Annotated in this window: 17 protein-coding genes; 5 read left to right on the plus strand and 12 right to left on the minus strand. The window is 63.9% G+C overall.

The genetic code is table 11. From position 1 onward, the window contains the following. Positions 1-235 precede the first annotated feature (235 nt). Complete coding sequence (locus tag RAC97_RS01815) at positions 236-703, plus strand: nuclear transport factor 2 family protein (protein WP_375100487.1); 468 nt, start codon at positions 236-238, stop codon at positions 701-703. Between the two features lie 5 nt (positions 704-708). On the opposite strand, the gene RAC97_RS01820 is transcribed toward RAC97_RS01815, so the two are convergent. Beyond that, positions 709-1,578 (minus strand): hypothetical protein, encoded by an 870-nt coding sequence (locus RAC97_RS01820; RefSeq protein WP_375100486.1) that lies wholly within the window; start codon positions 1,576-1,578, stop codon positions 709-711. Between the two features lie 69 nt (positions 1,579-1,647). Between RAC97_RS01820 and RAC97_RS01825 the strand changes: the two genes are divergently transcribed. Further along, positions 1,648-1,932 carry a GIY-YIG nuclease family protein gene (locus tag RAC97_RS01825; RefSeq protein ID WP_375100492.1) on the plus strand — a complete coding sequence of 95 codons (285 nt, stop codon included), beginning with the start codon at positions 1,648-1,650 and terminating at the stop codon, positions 1,930-1,932. On the opposite strand, the gene yejK is transcribed toward RAC97_RS01825, so the two are convergent. Continuing rightward, positions 1,929-2,936, minus strand: coding sequence for a nucleoid-associated protein YejK (gene yejK, locus RAC97_RS01830; RefSeq protein ID WP_375100485.1), 1,008 nt, complete (start codon positions 2,934-2,936; stop codon positions 1,929-1,931). The genes RAC97_RS01825 and yejK overlap by 4 nt on opposite strands. A gap of 392 nt (positions 2,937-3,328) precedes the next feature. Here yejK and RAC97_RS01835 point away from each other — a divergent pair, with 392 nt between their 5' ends. Next, positions 3,329-3,610: an HU family DNA-binding protein gene (locus tag RAC97_RS01835; RefSeq protein ID WP_375100484.1), complete on the plus strand. Its 282-nt coding sequence runs from the start codon at positions 3,329-3,331 to the stop codon at positions 3,608-3,610. A 50-nt stretch (positions 3,611-3,660) separates the two neighbouring features. On the opposite strand, the gene rlmF is transcribed toward RAC97_RS01835, so the two are convergent. The 5 genes from rlmF to RAC97_RS01860 all read right to left on the minus strand — a co-directional run bounded on the left by rlmF (position 3,661) and on the right by RAC97_RS01860 (position 10,079). Continuing rightward, positions 3,661-4,614, minus strand: a complete 954-nt coding sequence (gene rlmF / locus RAC97_RS01840) for a 23S rRNA (adenine(1618)-N(6))-methyltransferase RlmF (RefSeq protein WP_375100483.1) — start codon at positions 4,612-4,614, stop codon at positions 3,661-3,663. Positions 4,615-4,703: 89 nt separating this feature from the next. Continuing rightward, positions 4,704-7,550 (minus strand): valine--tRNA ligase, encoded by a 2,847-nt coding sequence (locus RAC97_RS01845; RefSeq protein ID WP_375100482.1) that lies wholly within the window; start codon positions 7,548-7,550, stop codon positions 4,704-4,706. Positions 7,551-7,751: 201 nt separating this feature from the next. After that, positions 7,752-8,108, minus strand: a complete 357-nt coding sequence (locus RAC97_RS01850) for a DNA polymerase III subunit chi (RefSeq protein WP_375100481.1) — start codon at positions 8,106-8,108, stop codon at positions 7,752-7,754. Positions 8,109-8,113: 5 nt separating this feature from the next. Continuing rightward, on the minus strand, positions 8,114-8,542 hold the full coding sequence (locus RAC97_RS01855) for a DNA polymerase III subunit chi (protein WP_375100480.1): 429 nt from the start codon (positions 8,540-8,542) through the stop codon (positions 8,114-8,116). Positions 8,543-8,585: 43 nt separating this feature from the next. Continuing rightward, positions 8,586-10,079, minus strand: a complete 1,494-nt coding sequence (locus RAC97_RS01860; protein ID WP_375100479.1) for a leucyl aminopeptidase — start codon at positions 10,077-10,079, stop codon at positions 8,586-8,588. Between the two features lie 319 nt (positions 10,080-10,398). Between RAC97_RS01860 and lptF the strand changes: the two genes are divergently transcribed. Then, on the plus strand, positions 10,399-11,514 hold the full coding sequence (gene lptF / locus RAC97_RS01865; protein ID WP_375100478.1) for an LPS export ABC transporter permease LptF: 1,116 nt from the start codon (positions 10,399-10,401) through the stop codon (positions 11,512-11,514). Next, a complete protein-coding gene (lptG, locus tag RAC97_RS01870) occupies positions 11,507-12,568 on the plus strand; it encodes an LPS export ABC transporter permease LptG (RefSeq protein WP_375100477.1) in 1,062 nt (353 codons plus the stop codon). The genes lptF and lptG overlap by 8 nt, the downstream gene beginning before the upstream one ends. 157 nt (positions 12,569-12,725) lie before the next feature. Here lptG and RAC97_RS01875 read toward each other — a convergent pair whose 3' ends face one another. The 5 genes from RAC97_RS01875 to gcvP form a co-directional block, all read right to left on the minus strand. Then, positions 12,726-13,214 (minus strand): RDD family protein, encoded by a 489-nt coding sequence (locus RAC97_RS01875; RefSeq protein WP_375100476.1) that lies wholly within the window; start codon positions 13,212-13,214, stop codon positions 12,726-12,728. An 89-nt stretch (positions 13,215-13,303) separates the two neighbouring features. Then, positions 13,304-13,516: a cold-shock protein gene (locus tag RAC97_RS01880; RefSeq protein ID WP_003257941.1), complete on the minus strand. Its 213-nt coding sequence runs from the start codon at positions 13,514-13,516 to the stop codon at positions 13,304-13,306. A 358-nt stretch (positions 13,517-13,874) separates the two neighbouring features. Further along, positions 13,875-14,996, minus strand: coding sequence for a glycine cleavage system aminomethyltransferase GcvT (gcvT, locus tag RAC97_RS01885; protein ID WP_375100475.1), 1,122 nt, complete (start codon positions 14,994-14,996; stop codon positions 13,875-13,877). A gap of 26 nt (positions 14,997-15,022) precedes the next feature. Beyond that, positions 15,023-16,399 carry an L-serine ammonia-lyase gene (locus tag RAC97_RS01890; RefSeq protein ID WP_375100474.1) on the minus strand — a complete coding sequence of 459 codons (1,377 nt, stop codon included), beginning with the start codon at positions 16,397-16,399 and terminating at the stop codon, positions 15,023-15,025. Between the two features lie 157 nt (positions 16,400-16,556). Continuing rightward, positions 16,557-19,409: an aminomethyl-transferring glycine dehydrogenase gene (gcvP, locus tag RAC97_RS01895; protein ID WP_375100473.1), complete on the minus strand. Its 2,853-nt coding sequence runs from the start codon at positions 19,407-19,409 to the stop codon at positions 16,557-16,559. Positions 19,410-19,417 lie beyond the last annotated feature (8 nt).

The following is a 19,417-nucleotide window of genomic DNA, read 5'->3' on the forward strand; positions in this document are numbered from 1 at the left end:
GTATACGAGACAGGTGCATGATTGCACCGGGGGGTGGGCGGCGGTCGGGTGGATCTTCGCAGTGCTGGGCATCGGCGCGATCGTCTTCGGCCTTGGCGCTGGGCGGGCACTGCATGTGCGGGCCAGCAGCGAGCGGGTGTGATGGCGCCAGCCCCATTCATGGTACGAATGCACATGGCGCAAAACCTTCCGGCGGCTTATCGTTCAGCCTTCGACTCCCCGGACGGACAGCCCCATGAGCCATGCCAATAGCGCCCTCGTCACCCGTTTCTACCAGGCCTTCCAGCGCTTGGACGCCGAAGCCATGGTGGCCTGCTACAGCGATGACATCGTCTTCAGCGACCCGGCATTCGGTACCTTGCACGGCAAGGACGTGGGCGATATGTGGCGCATGCTCACCAGCCGTGCCAAGGATTTCTCCCTCACATTCGACAGCGTGCGCGCCGACGAGCGTAATGGCACTGCGCATTGGGTTGCTACCTACCTGTTCAGCCAGACCGGCCGCACGGTGGTCAACGATATCCAGGCAAGCTTCGTGTTTCGTGATGGCCTGATCTGCCAGCACGACGACAGCTTCGATCTGTGGCGCTGGTCGCGCCAGGCCTTGGGAGCCCCCGGCCTGCTGCTAGGCTGGTCGCCGATCGTGCGCAACAAGGTACGCCAGCAGGCCTTGAAGGGCCTGCTGGCGTACCGGAACAGCTGAGGGCATCAGCGCGGAGCGACCGCCTGGTCCTGTTCGTGATAGCTGAAGCGCGTGGTTTCCTGAAGGTTTCGCGGCAAGCGAATACGAATGATCGGGATGGCACCGCCGTAGGTGTCGTGCCAGTCGCGCTGGTCAGCCTGGGCTTGTTGCAGTGCACCGTGCATCCCTTCGATGTGGAAGAACGACTGGATGGGCAGGTGCTGCGAACTGGCTTCATCCCACGCGCGAACGATCACCTCGTTCCAGGGAAAAGGCAGCTCGCTGCCTAGCAGCTGCTTGGCGCGCAAGCTCTGGTAGAAGTCGTCCGCCCGACCTGGCGTACGTTCCAGGCGAGTGTCGAAAGCGCACTGCTGCTTGTAGTCACCGGTACTTCTGAAGTTTTCTACCCACTGCTGCGCGCTGAAGATGCCTTGCTGGTGACAGGCCTGTTCGACTTGGGCGGTCTGCGAGTTGTCGCCGCAGCCGTTGCCATTGCGTGTCCAGGTGTCCCCGTCGGTTGGCCAGGCACATAGCACCTCATAATGCAGCGAGCCGTCAGGGCGCTGGGCTTGGGGATACAAGGTAAAACCGCTGCGGGCATCGGCGGCCAGTTGGGTGGTGGGAATGTCGGCGCGCAGGTAGGAAAATGACAGGCCGCCCTTGGCCTTGGTGTTGGGGCTATGATGCCAGGAGTGATAGCTCGGCGAAGGTTTGGTCGCGCGAATCATTACTCCGGAACAGGCGTGGGCCGGCACCGCGTTGCCTTCGCAGCGTTCGGGGGTGGCATTGAAGTTGGCCTGCATCTGCCTGGCAGTTTCCTGGCCGGACGAGGCGTGGATATGGGTGCTGAGCAGCAAGCCTGCGGCCAGCAAGGTGCTGGGAAATGAAGTGAACATGGTAGAGCCCTTCTTGACGTTGGGCTCACCAAACTAATTACACAAAGAGCACGTGTCGTGAGTGAAGAAATGCCGAGCAAGGTAGCCAAGCCCTGGTACGTCTACCTGGTACGTGCCGCCAACGGCTCGCTGTATTGCGGCATCAGCGATGACCCGCAGCGGCGTTTCCTGAAGCATCAGAAGGGGCAGGGCGCGAGCTATTTCAAGACCAGCCCGGCGCAGGCGCTGGTGTATGTGGAACAGTGGCCCGACAAGGGGGAAGCGCTGCGCCAGGAACGCCTGGTGAAGAAATTGCGCAAGTCGGCCAAGGAGGCATTGGTGGCCTCCTATGCCGATGCACCTGCCTTGGTTTAGTCCTTGCGACGCTTGAGCTGGTCGATCAGCTGGGTCGGCAAGCCCTTGATCACCAAGGTGCCCGCCTCCTCGTCGTACTCGATCTTCGAACCCAGCAAATGCGCCTCGAAGCTGATCGACAGGCCTTCGGCGCGGCCGGTGAAGCGGCGGAACTGGTTGAGGGTGCGTTTGTCGGCGGGAATCTCCGGCGACAGGCCGTAGTCCTTGTTTCGGATATGGTCATAGAACGCCTTGGGACGGTCCTCGTCGATCAGGCTCGACAGTTCTTCCAGGGTCACCGGCTCGCCCATCTTGGTCTGGCTGGTGGCGTAGTCCACCAGGGTCTGGGTCTTCTCGCGCGCCGCTTCCTCGGGCAGGTCCTCGCTCTCGACGTAGTCGCTGAACGCCTTGAGCAGGGTGCGGGTTTCACCGGGGCCGTCCACGCCTTCCTGGCAGCCGATGAAGTCGCGGAAGTAATCCGACACTTTCTTGCCGTTCTTGCCCTTGATGAACGAGATGTACTGCTTCGAGTTCTGGTTGTTCTTCCACTCGGAAAGGTTGATGCGTGCGGCCAGGTGCAACTGGCCGAGGTCCAGGTGACGCGAGGGCGTGACATCGAGCTCGGCGTTCACCGCTACGCCTTCGCTGTGGTGCAGCAGGGCGATGGCCAGGTATTCGGTCATGCCCTGCTGATAATGGGCGAACAGCACATGGCCGCCCACGGACAGATTGGATTCTTCCATCAGCTTTTGCAGGTGCTCGACGGCAACGCGGGTAAAGGCGGTGAAGTCCTGCTCGGCGTCCTGGTACTGCTTGAGCCAGCCGCTGAAGGGGTAGGCGCCGGATTCACCGTGGAAGAAACCCCAGGCCTTGCCCTGCTTGGCGTTATAGCTGTCGTTGAGGTCGGCCAGGAGGTTTTCGATGGCATCGGAGGCGGCCAGCTCGGTATCGCGGGCATGCAGCACAGCGGGGCTGCCATCGGGCTTCTTGTCGATCAAGTGAACGATGCAATGACGGATTGGCATGGGATTCTCAACGGGTTGGGGCGGGGCGATACCGCGCTGCAAAAGGCGCCTAGTTTAGCGCAGGGCGAGGGCGGTGCAGTGGTCAGATGTTGGCGGAAATGCCTGTTGCTGGTTTTTTGTTCAAAATATTGATTTTTTATCCCAAGGGCCCGAAAAACCTGCATAAAAACGGGGTCGGAAGCGGATATTTATCTATTCCTGTGGTAGCTTTGCGCGGTCTTGCGCCCCTTGGGGTGGCGCATTGCTGGCAGTCTGCTTTCCTCGTGTCGAACCAAACGCCGATTTTCGTATCTACATACGCGATTGGCGAGGCTCGCTGGAGTTTTTCCGGGCAGGCCCGATAACGAAGAAGCAGCTGCATACCTCTGATTTGATAGGGAAGGAACACCACCATGGCTTTGACCAAAGACCAACTGATTGCCGATATCGCCGAGTCGATCGCTCAACCGAAAACCGTCGCCAAGGGCGCTCTGGATCAACTGGGCCAGATCGTTGCCGACCAACTGGAAAACGGCGCTGAAATCACTCTGCCAGGCATCGGCAAGCTGAAAGTCTCCGAGCGTCCTGCCCGTACCGGCCGCAACCCTTCGACTGGCGCTGCCATCGAAATCGCTGCCAAGAAAGTCGTCAAGTTCGTTCCTGCCAAATCGCTGAACGACGCTATCAACAAGTAATTGTCGATGCTTTGACGAAACCGCGCCCGGTCAGCCCAGGCGCGGTTTTTTCACGCCTGCGGTTTGCCTCGCGAACTGTGCCAGGCCCTGCGTGCAACGGCGTCGTGGAAGCTCCAGGCGACCATGCGGCTTTGCTTCTGCCCCTGGCCCATCTCGCTGATGCGCAGGGCTTTCACGCCCGCCTTTTTCAGCGCAGCCTCGATGCCCGGCAGGTTGCTGGCCTTCGATACCAGGCTGGTGAACCACAGCACCTGCGGTGCGTATTGCGCACTTTCGTCGACCAGCTGGGTGACGAAGCGGATCTCGCCGCCCTCGCACCACAGTTCATTGTTCTGCCCGCCGAAGTTCAGTACCGGCAGCTTGCGGCTGGGATCCTGTTTGCCCAGGTTCTTCCATTTGCGCTGGCTGCCGCGGGTAGCCTCTTCCCGAGAGCTGTGGAAGGGCGGGTTGCACAGGGTCAGGTCGAAGCGCTCGCCGTCCTGTAGCAGGCCACTGAGGATGTGCTTGCGATCGCTCTGTTGGCGCAGCGTGATCGCCTTGCCGAGGCCGTTGGCCTGGACGATGGCCTTGGCCGAGGCCAGGGCCGTGGCATCGATGTCCGAGCCGAGGAAGCGCCAGCGGTAGTCGCTGTGGCCGAGCAGCGGATAAATGCAGTTGGCGCCGACACCGATGTCCAGCGCGTGCACCTGGGCGCCACGTGGAATCTGCCCAGCGTTGTCCTCGGCCAGCAGGTCGGCGAGCACGTGGATGTAGTCGGCCCGGCCCGGAATGGGCGGGCACAGGTAGTCGGCGGGAATGTCCCAATGCTGGATGCCGTACTGCGCCTTGAGCAGGGCGCGGTTGAACACCCGCACGGCCTCGGGGTTGGCGAAATCGATGCTGGGCTTGCCGTGGGGGTTGGTGATGGTGAAGCGGGCCAGGTCCGGGTGCGCCTTGATCAGGGCCGGGAAATCATAGCGGCCCTGGTGGCGGTTGCGTGGGTGCAGGGTGGGTTTGTTGGTCATCGCGGGGTCCGGGGTAAAAGCATCGCGGGGCAAGCCCGCTGCCACTTTGGAGGTGGCAGCGGGCTTGCCCCGCGATGGCTTCACTGAGGTTAGAGCGCAGCGATGCGCGCGTGCTGCTCGGTGAAGTTGGCCAAGGCCTGCTCGGACTCGGCCAGCTTGGCGCGTTCCTTCTCGATCACCGCAGGCGGAGCCTTGTCGACGAACGCGGCATTGGACAGCTTGCCGCCCACGCGCGCGACTTCGCCTTGCAAGCGCTGGATCTCCTTGCTCAGGCGAGCCAGTTCGGCGTCCTTGTCGATCAGCCCGGCCATCGGTACCAGCACCTGCAGGTCGCCCACCAGAGCGGTGGCCGACAGCGGCGCTTCGTCCTGCTCGCCGAGTACGGTGAACGACTCGACCTTGGCCAGCTTCTTAAGCAGCGCTTCGTTTTCCTGCAAGCGGCGCTGGTCGTCGGCGTTGGCATTCTTCAGGAACAGCGGCAGCGGCTTGCCAGGGCCGATGTTCATTTCCGCGCGAATGTTGCGCAGGCCGACCATGAGCTGTTGCAGCCACTCGATATCGCCTTCGGCGCACACGTCGATGCGGCTTTCGTTCGCCACCGGCCAAGGTTGCAGCATGATGGTCTTGCCATCGATGCCGGCCAGCGGCGCGATGCGCTGCCAGATTTCCTCGGTGATGAACGGCATGAACGGGTGCGCCAGGCGCAGCGCCACTTCCAGCACGCGTACCAGGGTGCGGCGGGTGCCACGGGCGCGCTCGACCGGGGCGTTCTCGTCCCACAGCACCGGCTTGGACAGCTCCAGGTACCAGTCGCAGTACTGGTTCCAGATGAACTCGTACAGCGCCTGGCTGGCCAGATCGAAGCGGAACTGCTCGAGCTGGCGCGTCACTTCGGCTTCGGTGCGTTGCAGTTGCGAGATGATCCAGCGGTCGGCCAGCGACAGCTCGTAGGCCTCGCCGTTCTGGCCGCAGTCCTCGCCCTTGTCCAGCACGTAGCGGGCGGCGTTCCAGATCTTGTTGCAGAAATTGCGGTAGCCTTCGACGCGGCCCATGTCGAACTTGATGTCGCGGCCGGTGGAGGCCAGCGAGCAGAAAGTGAAGCGCAGGGCGTCGGTGCCGTAGCTGGCGATGCCTTCGGGGAACTCGGCCTTGGTCTGCTTGGCGATTTTCTCGGCAAGCTTGGGCTGCATCATGCCGCTGGTGCGTTTTTCCAGCAGGGCGTCGAGGGTGATGCCATCGACGATGTCCAGCGGGTCGAGGACGTTGCCCTTGGACTTGGACATCTTCTGGCCCTGGCCATCACGCACCAGGCCGTGCACGTAGACGGTCTTGAACGGTACCTGCGGGGTGCCGTCGTCGTTCTTCACCAGGTGCATGGTCAGCATGATCATCCGGGCGACCCAGAAGAAGATGATGTCGAAGCCGGTGACCAGCACGTCGGTGGAGTGGAAGGTCTTGAGGAAGTCGGTCTTTTCCGGCCAGCCCAGGGTGGAGAAGGTCCACAGGCCCGAGCTGAACCAGGTGTCGAGCACGTCGTCGTCCTGGCGCAGTGTCACCTCGCTGCCGAGGTTGTGCTTGGCGCGTACTTCTTCCTCGTCGCGCCCTACATAGACCTGGCCGGCTTCGTCGTACCAGGCCGGAATGCGGTGGCCCCACCAGAGCTGGCGGCTGATGCACCAGTCCTGGATGTCGCGCATCCAGGAGAAGTACATGTTCTCGTACTGCTTGGGCACGAACTGGATACGGCCGTCTTCCACGGCTTCGATGGCAGGCCCTGCCAGCGGCTTGGTGGAGACGTACCACTGGTCGGTCAGCCACGGTTCGATGACAGTGCCGGAACGGTCACCCTTGGGCACCTTCAGGGCGTGGTCGTCGATGCTCACCAGCAGGCCTTGGGCATCCAGGTCGGCGACCATCTGCTTGCGCGCTGCGAAACGGTCGAGGCCGGCATACTGGGCAGGCAGGCGAGTGTCGACCTGCGTGTTGACGCTGCCGTCGAGGTTGAATGCCTGCACGGCGGCCAGCACGCTGGCGTTCTTGTCGAAGATGTTCAGCAGCGGCAGGTTGTGGCGCTTGCCGACTTCGTAGTCGTTGAAGTCGTGGGCCGGGGTGATCTTCACGCAGCCGGTGCCGAACTCGGGGTCGCAATAGTCATCGGCGACGATCGGGATCAGGCGGCCGACCAGCGGCAGTTCGACGAACTTGCCGATCAGCGCCTGGTAGCGCTCGTCGGTCGGGTTCACGGCCACGGCGACGTCACCGAGCAGGGTTTCCGGACGGGTGGTGGCGACCACCAGGTAGTCCTTGCCTTCAGCGGTCTTGGCGCCATCGGCCAGTGGGTAGCGCAGGTTCCACAGGTGGCCTTTCTCGTCGTGGTTCTCGACTTCCAGGTCGGAGATGGCGGTGTGCAGCTTGGTGTCCCAGTTGACCAGACGCTTGCCACGGTAGATCAGGCCATCCTCGTGCAGGCGCACGAAGGCTTCCTTGACCGCCTCGGACAGGCCGTCGTCCATGGTGAAGCGCTCGCGGCTCCAGTCCACCGACGAGCCCAGGCGGCGGATCTGCCGGCTGATGTTGCCGCCGGACTGGTCCTTCCATTCCCACACTTTTTCCAGGAACTGTTCGCGGCCCAGGTCATGACGGTTCTGGCCCTTGGCCTCGAGCTGGCGCTCTACCAGCATCTGTGTGGCGATACCGGCATGGTCGGTGCCTGGCTGCCACAGGGTGTTGCGGCCCTGCATGCGGCGGAAGCGGATCAGCGCGTCCATGATGGCGTTGTTGAAGCCATGGCCCATGTGCAGACTGCCGGTCACGTTCGGCGGCGGAATCATGATGGTGTAGGACTCGCCTGCACCTTGCGGGGCGAAGTAGTTCTCGGACTCCCAGGTGTTGTACCAGGAAGTTTCGATGGCGTGCGGCTGGTAGGTCTTATCCATGCGCGGCGGGACCCTTAGGCATAAATACGGAAAAGCCGAAGAGTATAACGGAGCCGGGAGTTTCAGGCGACAAGCTGCAAGCGTTGTGCACGGTTCTAGGACGAGGTGCACCCGCTTCGCGGGCAAGCCCGCGGCGACAGGTGCTGCGTAGAACTGTAGAAGCAGGCTTGCCCGCGAAGGCTGCGCCGCGAATGTGCCTGTCTACTCGGCGCGCTTGAGCAACCGCTCCATGCGCGCTTCGAGCCGACGTTTGACCTCGGTCTCGATATGCGGAATGAAGTCGTTGATCACGTCCTGCATGATCAACTGCGCGGCGGCGCGCATCTCGCTGTCGAGGTGCAGCAGGGTGTCCTGGCGGCGGGCCTGCGGGTCGTCCGCTGGCACAGGAGCCGCCTCGGGCGCGGCCTGGGGAGCAGGCTCATCCAATAGCAGGGGGATCTGCTCGACCGTCTCGGTCAGCAGTGGCGGTTGCAGGTCGGCATCGCCCAACAGCTGGCGGATCGACTCCAGGTCATCGAGCAGGTGAGCGGATTGGGGCAGTGGGGAAGGCTTGTCCATCGTCGTCAAAGTCGCTGTAAGCGGTGGTCTTGCAGAGCATAGCCCTGTTCACGGTAGAAACGGAACCGCTCGCGGGCCGACTGGCGGATGCCGGGTTCCTCCACCACGATCTCGGCGACCCGTTCGAACTGCCCGACGAAACCCGGCACACCCGCCCCGAGGTTGATCAGCAGGTCACGGTGGTCGCCTGCCTGCTCACCCACACCCAGGGCGACCATCGCGTTGGCATGAGCCTCGGCCAGGTCGTGGGGCACGAAGGCCTCGCCCTTGAATGCCCATAGGCGTTCGTCCAGGGTGGCGCGCTGCTCGGCGTCCTGGCAATGCAGGTAGACCCGATGGCCCAGGCGCCACGCCTTCTCGCAAAGCTTGCAGGCGAAGTCCAGGCGGGCCGATAGGGAGTCGGTGGGCAGGATGTAGAAGTCGACTTTACTCATGATCGTCGCCGCAGCCTGCGCCCGAGGGCGCAGGCCACAGGCCTCAGGCGCCGGCGCGGTCCAGCAGGTACTGAGTCAGCAGCGGTACCGGGCGGCCAGTGGCGCCCTTGTCCTTGCCGCCGCTGACCCAGGCGGTGCCGGCGATGTCCAGGTGCGCCCAGTTGTAGGCCTTGGCGAAGCGCGACAGGAAGCACCCTGCGGTGATGGTGCCGGCCTTCGGACCACCGATGTTGGCGATGTCGGCGAAGGGGCTGTCCAGTTGCTCCTGGTATTCGTCGAACAACGGCAGCTGCCAGGCGCGGTCGTCGGCGCGCTTGCCGGCGTCGAGCAACTGTCCGACCAGCTCGTCGCTGTTGCCCATCAGGCCCGAGGTGTGGCTGCCCAGGGCGACAATGCAAGCGCCGGTCAGGGTGGCGATGTCGATCACCGCCTGAGGCTTGAAGCGCTCGGCGTAGGTGAGGGTGTCGCACAGCACCAGGCGGCCTTCGGCGTCGGTGTTGAGGATTTCGACGGTCTGCCCGCTCATGGTGGTGACGATGTCGCCAGGGCGAGTCGCGCCGCCGCTCGGCATGTTCTCGGCGCATGCCAGCAGGCACACCAGGTTGATCGGCAGTTGCAGCTCCAGCACGGCGCGCAGGGTGCCGAACACGCTGGCGGCGCCGCACATGTCGAACTTCATTTCATCCATGCCGGCGCCAGGCTTGAGGCTGATGCCGCCGGTGTCGAAGGTGATGCCCTTGCCCACCAGCACGAATGGCTTGTCGGCCTTCTTGCCACCCTGGTAGTTGAGCACGATCAGGCGTGGCGGCTGGTCGCTGCCCTGGCCCACGGCGTAGAACGCGCCCATGCCAAGGTCCTTGATCTTCTTCTCGTCCAGCACTTCTACCTTGAGGCCCTTGTGCGCCTTGCCCAGCTCCTTGGCCTGCTCGGCCAGGTAGCTTGGGTGGCAGAGGTTGGGCGGAAGGTTGCCCAGGTCGCGGGTCAAGGCCATGCCGCTGGCGATGGCGCTGGCGTGCTTGACCGCACGCTCGGCCTCGGCCTGGCCGGCCTTGCCGGACAGCAAGGTGACTTTCTTCAGGGCACGGGGCTCGGCCTTCTGGCTCTTGAAACGGTCGAATACATAGCTGCCGTCGAGCAAGGTTTCGGCCAGCAGGCGGTACTTGCCGTAGTGGCCATCGCGACCGGTGACGGCGATATCATCCAGGGCCAGCACCGCGTCGCTGCCGCCGAGGCTGCGCAGCACGCCGGCCACGCTTGCCACCAGCTTGCGCCAGGCGCGGTCGCCGAGGGCTGCGTCCTTGCCGCTGCCCACCAGCAGCACGCGCTCGGCCTTCAGGCCCGGCAGGCTGTGCAACAGCAGGGTCTGGCCCGGCTTGCCGGCCAGGTCGCCGCGCTTGAGCAGCGCGCTGATCGCACCTTCGCTGGCGGCATCCACGGCCTGGGCCACGGCGCCGAGCTTGCGGCCTTCGCCGACCGGCACTACCAGGGTGGCGGTTTTCACGGATGCTGCGGCGACGCTTTTTACAACCAATTCCATGTCAGGTTCCCCGAATGATCAATTGCGGCCTGGCCGCTGCCTCGCGGGCTACGCACCAGTGGAAAGGGTGCCAGTTTGAGCTGGCCGCCGCCCCGGTGACAACCCCGCAGCGCTGTATTTCACCGATTGGCGCGGCGCTGCCGGGGGATCGGCAGCAAACGCACGCGGCCAAGTGACAGGCGCGACCAATCACAGGATAATGCCGCCACTTCACATGGAGGTTCGCCACCTGAGCGAACCGGCATTGGTTTGGCTGTACTAAGTCATTGTCGGCGCCAACGTCTGGCCGCCTGCCCCTGACAACCCAGGAGTGTCTGGTTTGATCGTCTTCCGTTATCTGTCCCGTGAGGTCCTGGTGACCTTGAGTGCCGTCAGCGCCGTGCTGCTGGTGATCATCATGAGCGGGCGCTTCATCAAGTACCTGGCGCAGGCCGCCCAGGGCGCCCTCGACCCGGGCGTGTTGTTCCTGATCATGGGCTTTCGCCTGCCGGGGTTCCTGCAGCTGATCCTGCCCCTGGGGCTGTTCCTCGGTATCCTGCTGGCCTATGGTCGGTTGTACCTGGAAAGCGAAATGACCGTGCTGTCGGCCACTGGCATGAGCCAGCAGCGCCTGCTGGGCCTGACCATGGCCCCGGCGGCGCTGGTCGCCCTGCTGGTGGCCTGGCTGAGCTTGAGCCTGGCCCCACAAGGTGTTGCCCAGGTGCAGCAGATCATCAACCAGCAGGATGCGTTGACGGAGTTCGACACCTTGGTGCCAGGCCGCTTCCAGACCCTGCGCGATGGTTCGCGGGTCACCTACACCGAAGAGCTGTCGGATGACCGTATCAATCTCGGCGGTGTGTTCATCTCCGAGAAGCGCTTCAACCAGGACAGGACCAAGGACCGTGCCCCGTCGGTGCTGGTCGCCGAAACCGGCCACCAGGAGGTTCAGGCCGACGGCAACCGCTACCTGATCCTGCAGAACGGCTACCGCTATGACGGCAACCCTGGCCAGGCCGACTACCGTGCCATCAAGTACGACACCTATGGCGTGCTGCTGCCTAAGCCCGAGGTCGCCGAGGAGGTGACCGAGCGCGAAGCGATCCCGACTTCCCAATTGTTCGGCAACGATGGCCTGCGCGAGCGTGCCGAACTGCAATGGCGGCTTTCGCTGCCGCTGCTGGTGTTCATCGTGACCCTGCTGGCGGTACCGCTGGCCAAGGTCAACCCACGCCAGGGCCGCTTCCTCAAGCTGCTGCCGGCAATTCTCTTGTACATGGCCTACCTGACGATGCTGATTTCCGTTCGCGGCGCCCTCGAGAAGGGCAAGTTGCCTATTTCCCTGGGCATCTGGTGGGTTCACGGGCTGTTCCTGCTCATCGGCCTGGCGCTGATGTACTGGGAGCCGTTGCGCCTGAAGCTGGCGTCGCGTCGCGCGGAGGTGGCCCATGGTTAAGCTCGACCGCTACATCGGCCAGAGCGTGCTGCTGGCCATCCTGGCCGTGCTGGGGATCATCCTCGGCCTGGCCTCGCTGTTCGCCTTCATCGACGAGATGGGCGACCTGAGCGACACCTACACGCTGATGGATGCCGGCAACTTCGTGTTGCTCACCGCGCCACGGCGGCTCTACGACATGCTGCCGATGGCCGCGCTGATTGGCTGCCTGATTGGCCTGGGCAGCCTGGCCAGCAGCAGCGAGCTGACCATCATGCGCGCTGCCGGTGTGTCCATCGGGCGTATCGTCTGGGCGGTGATGAAGCCGATGCTGGTGCTGATGCTGGTGGGCCTGCTGGTGGGCGAATATGTGGCGCCGGTCACCGAGAACAAGGCCCAGGCCGATCGCTCCCTGGCCCAGGGTGGCGGCGAGGCGCAGAGTTCCAAGCGCGGCATGTGGCACCGCCAGGGTGACGAGTTCGTGCACATCAACTCGGTGCAGCCCAATGGCCTGCTGCTGGGCGTAACCCGCTACCGCTTCGACGAGCAGCGCAAGATCATCACCTCCAGCTTCGCCCGGCGCGCCGAGTACCGTGATGATCACTGGGTATTGAACGACGTCAGCACCACATTCTTCCGTGGCGACCACACCGAAGTGGTGAAGGCTGCCGAAGAACGCTGGGACGTCTCGGTGACCCCGGACCTGCTCAATACCGTGGTGCTGGCCCCGGAGTCGCTGTCGATCACCGGCCTGTGGGACTACATCCACTACCTGGCCGACCAGGGCTTGAACAACGCCCGCTACTGGCTGGCGTTCTGGACCAAGATCCTGCAGCCGATGGTCACCGCTGCCCTGGTGCTGATGGCGATTTCCTTCATCTTTGGCCCGCTGCGCTCGGTGACCCTGGGCCAGCGTGTGTTCACCGGGGTGCTGGTGGGCTTCGTGTTCCGCATCGCCCAGGATCTGCTTGGCCCATCGAGCCAGGTGTTCGGCTTCCCGCCGCTGCTGGCGGTGGTGATCCCGGCCGGTGTGTGTGCTCTGGCCGGGGTGTGGTTGCTGCGACGGGCGGGCTGATGGCCTGGCTGTGAAATGAAAAAGCCGACCTCAGGGTCGGCTTTTTCATGGGGGCGGCAGTGATTGTTTCGCGGCGCACCATTCACCGGTGTGTATGGCACCGGCTCTGCCGGCGTTCGCGGGCAAGCCCGCTCCTACAAGGCCGGTGGGGCCTGGATCATTTCTTCTGCTTGGGAATACGCACCAACTGGGTTTGCGAATAAATGTCATGCCAGCTGCGCTTGCGCTTGTCGAACAACGACCAGATGAACCCCAGCCCCAGGCATAGCCACGAAGCGATCGACACCAGGAAGCGCAGCAATGCCTGCCACAGGCTGATGGCGCTACCATCGGCATTTTGCACCCGCACGCCCCACACCTGCATGCCCAGGGTCTGGCCGTTATGGGTCCAGAACTTGGCGAAGAAGCCGAACAAGGCGAACAGCAGGATAGTCGACAGCAACGGGTCGCCATCCAGCGCGCCGGCCTCGCTCAACTCGCGCAGGCGCGCCTCGCCGACGATCGCCATCTGCACCATCTTGTAGAGCAGCGTGGTCACCATCAGCAGGGCGGTGCACAGCAGAAAGTCGTAGAACATCGCGGCCAGGCGACGGCCCAGGCCGACGGGTGGGAAATCGCCCTGGGGGGTGAGCAGAGGCTTGGACATGCACGGCAGCTCCGAATGACGAAGCCGCTATTCTACGGGCAAAAAAAAGCCCCTGCACTTGGCAGGGGCTTTTTGCAGGTCGGTTCGGCTTAGCCGGCGACCTGGACTTTGTCAGCCTGCATGCCTTTCTGGCCTTGCACTGCTTCGAAAGTAACTTTCTGGCCTTCTTTCAGGCTCTTGAAGCCGTTGCCTTCGATAGCGCGGAAGTGAACGAACAGATCCGGACCGCTCTCTGGGGTGATGAAGCCATAACCTTTCTCGTCATTGAACCACTTGACGGTACCGTTCTGACGCTCAGCCATTGTCTTATTTCCTATGAAACTTGAATTTTGATGACAGTTTCTTTCACATCGGTTGTAAGTGAAAGACTACTGGGCTGGGTTGCAGGAAAGTAAGAGACGTCGAACGGGTTGTAGCAGATTGCGGCTACTGGCCCAGGTCACGAACTGTTGCGACCCATGCAAACACAGTGCAGTGACTCTACGCCAACTCCTGCGACAAAGACAAGCGTTTTGAAAGGTAGCAATCCGGCATTTCGCCAACTACCGCCGGTATTGTCGCAAACGGCGTGGCGCCTGGCCTGGCGCCATGTTCAAAAGTTATTAGCGAGGTTCGAAATCGAATATCTCGAACCTCTCAGAGGCACGTCTTAGCCGTGCTTCAGCCGCGATAGTAACGTTGCGCGACAAAAGGCATTTTGCTGACTTTCAAGGCAACTTGCTTGCCCCGCACTACGGCAAACAGTGCGGTATCCAGTGCGGCATGTTCGCTCGCGACATAACCCATGGCCACGGGGGCGCCGAGGGTTGGGCCGAAACCACCGCTGCACACTTTGCCGACGGTATTGCCGGCCGCATCGACGATGTCCGCACCTTCACGTACCGGCGTGCGCTCCTGGGGCAGCAGGCCGACGCGCTTGCGTGCCACACCCGCTTGTTGCTGGGTGAACACCTTGTCGGCGCCGGGGAAGCCACCGGCACGTGCGCCATCGGCGCGGCGCACCTTGGAAATAGCCCACAGCAGGCTGGCTTCCACGGGGCTGGTGGTGGTGTCCATGTCATGGCCATACAGGCACAGGCCAGCCTCCAGGCGCAGCGAGTCACGGGCACCGAGGCCGATCGGCTGCACTTCGAGCTCTGCCAGCAGGCGGCGGGCCAGGGCCTCGGCGGCATGTGCAGGTACCGAGATTTCGTAGCCGTCTTCGCCGGTGTAGCCCGAGCGGCTGACGAAGCACTCTTCGCCCAGCAGCGTCACTTGGCGGAACTGCATGAAGGTCATGCTGGCCACTTCCGGTGCCAGGCGCTCCAGCACCTTCACCGCCGCAGGGCCTTGCAGCGCCAGCAGGGCGCGTTCCTCGAAAAGCGGCTGGATCTCGCAACGCTCGCCGATGTGCTTGCGCAGGTGGGCCAGGTCCTGGTCCTTGCAGGCGGCGTTGACCACCAGGAACAAGGTGTCGTTGCCCAGGTTGGCGACCATCAGGTCGTCGAGAATGCCCGCCTGTTCGTCGGTGAACATCGCGTAGCGCTGCATGCCCACCGGCAGGTCGATGATGTCCACCGGCACCAGGGTCTCCAGGGCCTTGGCCGCGTCGCTGCCGCGCAGCATGATCTGGCCCATGTGCGAGACGTCGAACAAGCCGGCCTGTTCACGGGTATGCAGGTGTTCCTTGAGCACGCCCAGGGGGTACTGCACGGGCATGTCGTAGCCGGCGAACGGCACCATGCGTGCGCCCAGTTCCAGGTGCAGGGCGTGCAGTGGGGTCTTGAGCAGTGTTTCGGACATCGGGGACTCCTTGGTTGTTGTTCGGCTCAACATTCGATGATGTTGACGGCAAGACCGCCACGGGCGGTCTCCTTGTACTTGCTTTTCATGTCGGCGCCGGTCTGGCGCATGGTGCGGATCACCTTGTCGAGCGAGACGAAATGCTGCCCGTCGCCACGCAAGGCCATGCGCACCGCGTTGATGGCCTTGACCGAGCCCATGGCGTTGCGCTCGATGCAAGGCACCTGGACCAGCCCGCCGATCGGGTCGCAGGTCAGGCCCAGGTTGTGTTCCATACCGATCTCCGCGGCGTTTTCCACCTGTTGCGGGGTACCCCCCATGACTTCGCACAGCGCACCGGCTGCCATCGAGCAGGCCACGCCCACCTCGCCCTGGCAGCCAACTTCGGCACCGGAGATGGAGGCGTTTTCCTTGTAGAGGATGCCGATGGCCGCGGCGCTGAGCAGGAAGCGCACCACGCCGTCGTCGCTGGCACCGGGAACGAAGCGCATGTAGTAGTGCAGCACTGCCGGGACGATACCCGCCGCACCATTGGTGGGGGCAGTGACCACGCGCCCGCCATAGGCGTTTTCCTCGTTCACTGCGAGGGCGTAGAGATTGACCCAATCCAGCACCGACAGCGCATCGCGCAGGCTGGCCTCGGGGTGGCGGCTGAGTTGGCGGTAAAGGGCAGGTGCCCGGCGTTTGACCTTCAAACCACCGGGCAGGATGCCTTCGTGACGGTAACCGGCCTCGACGCAGTCCTGCATGACCTGCCAGATGTGCAGCAGGCCTGCGCGGGTTTCAGCTTCCGGCCGCCAGGCCGCCTCGTTGGCCAGCATGACCTGGCTGATCGACAGCTGGTGCGTGGTGCAATGGCCGAGCAATTCCTTGGCGGTGCGGAACGGGTAGGCCAGCCGGGTGCTGTCCTCGACGATACGGTCCTGGCCGGCAGCCTCTTCGTCGACCACGAAGCCGCCGCCCACCGAGTAGTACTCGCGGCTGCGGATTTGCAGCCCGGCAGCGTCGAAGGCGCGGAAGATCATGCCATTGGGGTGGTAGTCCAGCGGCTTGCGGATCATCGCCAGGTGCTGTTTTTCGACGAAGGCGATGTCGTGCTCGCCGAGCAGGCGCAAGTGGCCGCTGCTGCGGATGGCTTGCAAGCGCTCGGCAATGGATTCGGTGTCGACCGTGTCGGGGTGCTCGCCTTCAAGGCCCAGCAGTACCGCCTTGTCGCTGCCGTGGCCCTTGCCGGTAGCGCCCAGCGAGCCATAGAGCTCGGCCTTGACACTGGCAGTGCGGGCCAGCAGGCCGTCGCGACGCAGGCCCTCGGCGAAGCGCGCGGCAGCGCGCATCGGGCCGACGGTGTGGGAGCTGGAGGGGCCTATGCCGATCTTGAACAGGTCGAAGACGCTCAAAGACATGCTGACCTCCTAGCCGGCTGTGAAAGGTTACGGTGAGCCCTGTGGGAGCGGGTTTACCCGCGAATGCGATATTGAATTCACTACCGTATTCGCGGGTAAACCCGCTCCCACAGGGGCCGTGGTCTACCCCTCGAAAAAGGGGTGGGCCATGAGGCTATCAGGCGTCCTGATAGCTCTCGATCGACGGGCAGGCGCACACCAGGTTACGGTCGCCAAACACGTTGTCGACACGCCCGACCGGTGGCCAGTACTTGCCTTCCACCAAGCTCGACAGCGGGTACACCGCCTGCTCGCGGCTATAGCCATGGGCCCATTCGCCAACCAGCTCGGCCGCGGTGTGCGGGGCGTTCTTCAGCGGGTTGTCGTCCTTGTCCAGGCTACCGTTCTCCACCGCGCGGATCTCCTCGCGGATCTTGATCATCGCGTCGCAGAAACGGTCCAGTTCTTCCTTCGACTCGCTTTCGGTCGGTTCGATCATCAGCGTGCCGGCCACCGGGAAGGACATGGTCGGGGCGTGGAAACCGAAGTCGATCAGGCGCTTGGCCACGTCGTCGACGCTGATGCCGCTGGTGTCCTTGAGCGGGCGCAGGTCGAGGATGCACTCGTGAGCCACCAGGCCGTTGCCACCGGTGTACAGCACAGGATAGTGCTCTTCCAGGCGACGGGCGATGTAGTTGGCATTGAGGATGGCCATTTGCGAGGCACGCTTGAGGCCTGCGCCGCCCATCATGCGGATGTACATCCAGGTGATCGGCAGGATGCTGGCGCTGCCGAACGGTGCTGCGCAGACCGCGCCCTCGGTGTTCTCGAGGGTCGCGTGGCCGGGCAGGAACGGCGCCAGGTGCGACTTCACGCCGATCGGGCCGACGCCTGGGCCGCCACCGCCGTGGGGGATGCAGAAGGTCTTGTGCAGGTTCAGGTGCGAGACGTCGCCGCCGAACTTGCCCGGGGCGCACAGGCCGACCATGGCGTTCATGTTGGCGCCATCGATGTACACCTGGCCGCCGTTGTCGTGGATGATCTCGCAGATCTCGCCGACCGCTTCCTCGAACACGCCGTGGGTGGATGGGTAAGTGATCATGATCGCGGCCAGGCGCTCACGGTGCTCGATGGCTTTGGCGCGCAGGTCGTCGATGTCGACGTTGCCGCGGGCATCGCAAGCGGTGACCACCACGCGCATGCCAGCCATGTTGGCGGTAGCGGGGTTGGTGCCGTGGGCCGAGGACGGGATCAGGCAGATGTCGCGATGGCCTTCGCCACGGCTGCGGTGGTAGGCACGAATGGCCAGCAGGCCGGCGTATTCACCCTGGGAGCCGGCGTTGGGCTGTAGCGACACGGCGTCGTAGCCGGTGGCCGCGCAGAGCATGGCTTCCAGCTCGCTGGTCATTTCCAGGTAGCCCTGGCTTTGCTCGGCCGGGGCGAAGGGGTGCAGGTTGCCGAACTCGGCCCAGGTCACCGGGATCATCTCGCTGGCGGCGTTGAGCTTCATGGTGCACGAGCCCAGCGGGATCATGCTGCGGTCCAGCGCCAGGTCCTTGTCGGCCAGGCGGCGCAGGTAGCGCATCAACTCGGTTTCGCTGTGGTAGCGGTTGAACACCGGGTGCTCGAGGATCGCCGACTGGCGCAGCAGGGCGGCGGGCAGGCGGCTGGCGGTGGCGGCGAGGCTGGCGAACTCAGGCACGGCTTGGCCGTTGGCAAACAGGCACCACAGGGCTTCGACGTCGGCCTGAGTACTGGTTTCGTCGAGGGACAGGCCAAGGCGGGTGGCGTCGATCTGGCGCAGGTTGATGCCGACCGCGCGGGCCTTGTCGTGCAGGCTGGCGGTGGCGTCACCGGTGGCCAGGGCCAGGGTGTCGAAGAATGCCCCGGTCTCGACCTTTACGCCCAGGGTTTCAAGGCCGGCAGCGAGGATCGCAGTGAGCGCGTGGGTGCGCTCGGCAATGCGTTTGAGGCCGGCCGGGCCATGGTACACGGCGAACATGCTGGCGATGTTGGCCAGCAGCACCTGGGCGGTGCAGATGTTGCTGGTGGCCTTCTCGCGGCGGATGTGCTGCTCGCGGGTCTGCATGGCCAGGCGCAGGGCGGTCTTGCCGAAGCGGTCGATAGAAACACCGACCAAGCGGCCCGGCATGTCGCGCTTGAACGCGTCGCGGGTGGCGAAGTAGGCAGCGTGCGGACCTCCGAAGCCCAGTGGCACGCCGAAACGCTGGGCGCTGCCGATGGCAACGTCTGCGCCGAACTCGCCCGGCGGGGTCAGCAGGGTCAGGGCCAGCAGGTCGGCGGCCACGGCCACCAGGGCGCCGGCAGCATGGAAGCGCTCCGCCAGTTCGCGATAGTCGAAGACGTCACCGTTGCTGGCTGGGTATTGCAGCACGGCGCCGAAGAATGCCGACACATCGCCCAGTTCGCGTTCGTCGCCTACGACCACTTCGATACCCAGCGGCTCGGCACGGGTACGCAGCACGTCGAGGGTTTGCGGGTGGCAGTGCACGGAGGCGAAGAAGGCGTGACTGGCCTTGTTCTTCGACAGGCGTTTGCAGAAGGTCATGGCCTCGGCCACGGCGGTGGCTTCGTCGAGCAGCGAGGCGTTGGCGATCGGCAGGCCGGTCAGGTCGCTGATCAGGGTCTGGAAGTTCAGCAGCGCTTCCAGGCGGCCCTGGGAAATTTCCGGCTGGTAGGGGGTGTAGGCGGTGTACCAGGCTGGGTTTTCCAGCAGGTTGCGCAAGATCGGCGCTGGCGTGTGGGTGTTGTAGTAACCCTGGCCGATAAAGCTCTTGAACAGCTGGTTCTTGCTGGCGATGGCCTTCAGCGCGGCAAGGGCATCGGCTTCGCTCTGGCCGTCGTGGCTGCCGAGCACGCTGGTGCCCTTGATGCTGTCGGGGATGACGGCATCGGTCATGGCCTCCAGGCTGTCGAAGCCGAGGGTCGCGAGCATGGCGTGCTCGTCAGCGGCGCGCGGGCCGATGTGACGGGCGATGAATTCGTTGGCGGTGCCGAGGTTGATGGTCATGGTGGGGT

It is taken from the genome of Pseudomonas sp. LS_2 (assembly GCF_042709235.1).
In the GTDB taxonomy this organism is placed as follows: domain Bacteria; phylum Pseudomonadota; class Gammaproteobacteria; order Pseudomonadales; family Pseudomonadaceae; genus Aquipseudomonas.

Bases quoted from the DNA above. Each gene is read 5' to 3' on its own strand.
- RAC97_RS01815 (WP_375100487.1), top strand. From the start codon at position 236: ATGAGCCATGCCAATAGCGCCCTCGTCACCCGTTTCTACCAGGCCTTC.
- RAC97_RS01820 (WP_375100486.1), bottom strand. From the start codon at position 1,578: ATGTTCACTTCATTTCCCAGCACCTTGCTGGCCGCAGGCTTGCTGCTC.
- RAC97_RS01825 (WP_375100492.1), top strand. From the start codon at position 1,648: ATGCCGAGCAAGGTAGCCAAGCCCTGGTACGTCTACCTGGTACGTGCC.
- yejK (WP_375100485.1), bottom strand. From the start codon at position 2,936: ATGCCAATCCGTCATTGCATCGTTCACTTGATCGACAAGAAGCCCGAT.
- RAC97_RS01835 (WP_375100484.1), top strand. From the start codon at position 3,329: ATGGCTTTGACCAAAGACCAACTGATTGCCGATATCGCCGAGTCGATC.
- rlmF (WP_375100483.1), bottom strand. From the start codon at position 4,614: ATGACCAACAAACCCACCCTGCACCCACGCAACCGCCACCAGGGCCGC.
- RAC97_RS01845 (WP_375100482.1), bottom strand. From the start codon at position 7,550: ATGGATAAGACCTACCAGCCGCACGCCATCGAAACTTCCTGGTACAAC.
- RAC97_RS01850 (WP_375100481.1), bottom strand. From the start codon at position 8,108: ATGGACAAGCCTTCCCCACTGCCCCAATCCGCTCACCTGCTCGATGAC.
- RAC97_RS01855 (WP_375100480.1), bottom strand. From the start codon at position 8,542: ATGAGTAAAGTCGACTTCTACATCCTGCCCACCGACTCCCTATCGGCC.
- RAC97_RS01860 (WP_375100479.1), bottom strand. From the start codon at position 10,079: ATGGAATTGGTTGTAAAAAGCGTCGCCGCAGCATCCGTGAAAACCGCC.
- lptG (WP_375100477.1), top strand. From the start codon at position 11,507: ATGGTTAAGCTCGACCGCTACATCGGCCAGAGCGTGCTGCTGGCCATC.
- RAC97_RS01875 (WP_375100476.1), bottom strand. From the start codon at position 13,214: ATGTCCAAGCCTCTGCTCACCCCCCAGGGCGATTTCCCACCCGTCGGC.
- RAC97_RS01880 (WP_003257941.1), bottom strand. From the start codon at position 13,516: ATGGCTGAGCGTCAGAACGGTACCGTCAAGTGGTTCAATGACGAGAAA.
- gcvT (WP_375100475.1), bottom strand. From the start codon at position 14,996: ATGTCCGAAACACTGCTCAAGACCCCACTGCACGCCCTGCACCTGGAA.
- RAC97_RS01890 (WP_375100474.1), bottom strand. From the start codon at position 16,399: ATGTCTTTGAGCGTCTTCGACCTGTTCAAGATCGGCATAGGCCCCTCC.
- gcvP (WP_375100473.1), bottom strand. From the start codon at position 19,409: ATGACCATCAACCTCGGCACCGCCAACGAATTCATCGCCCGTCACATC.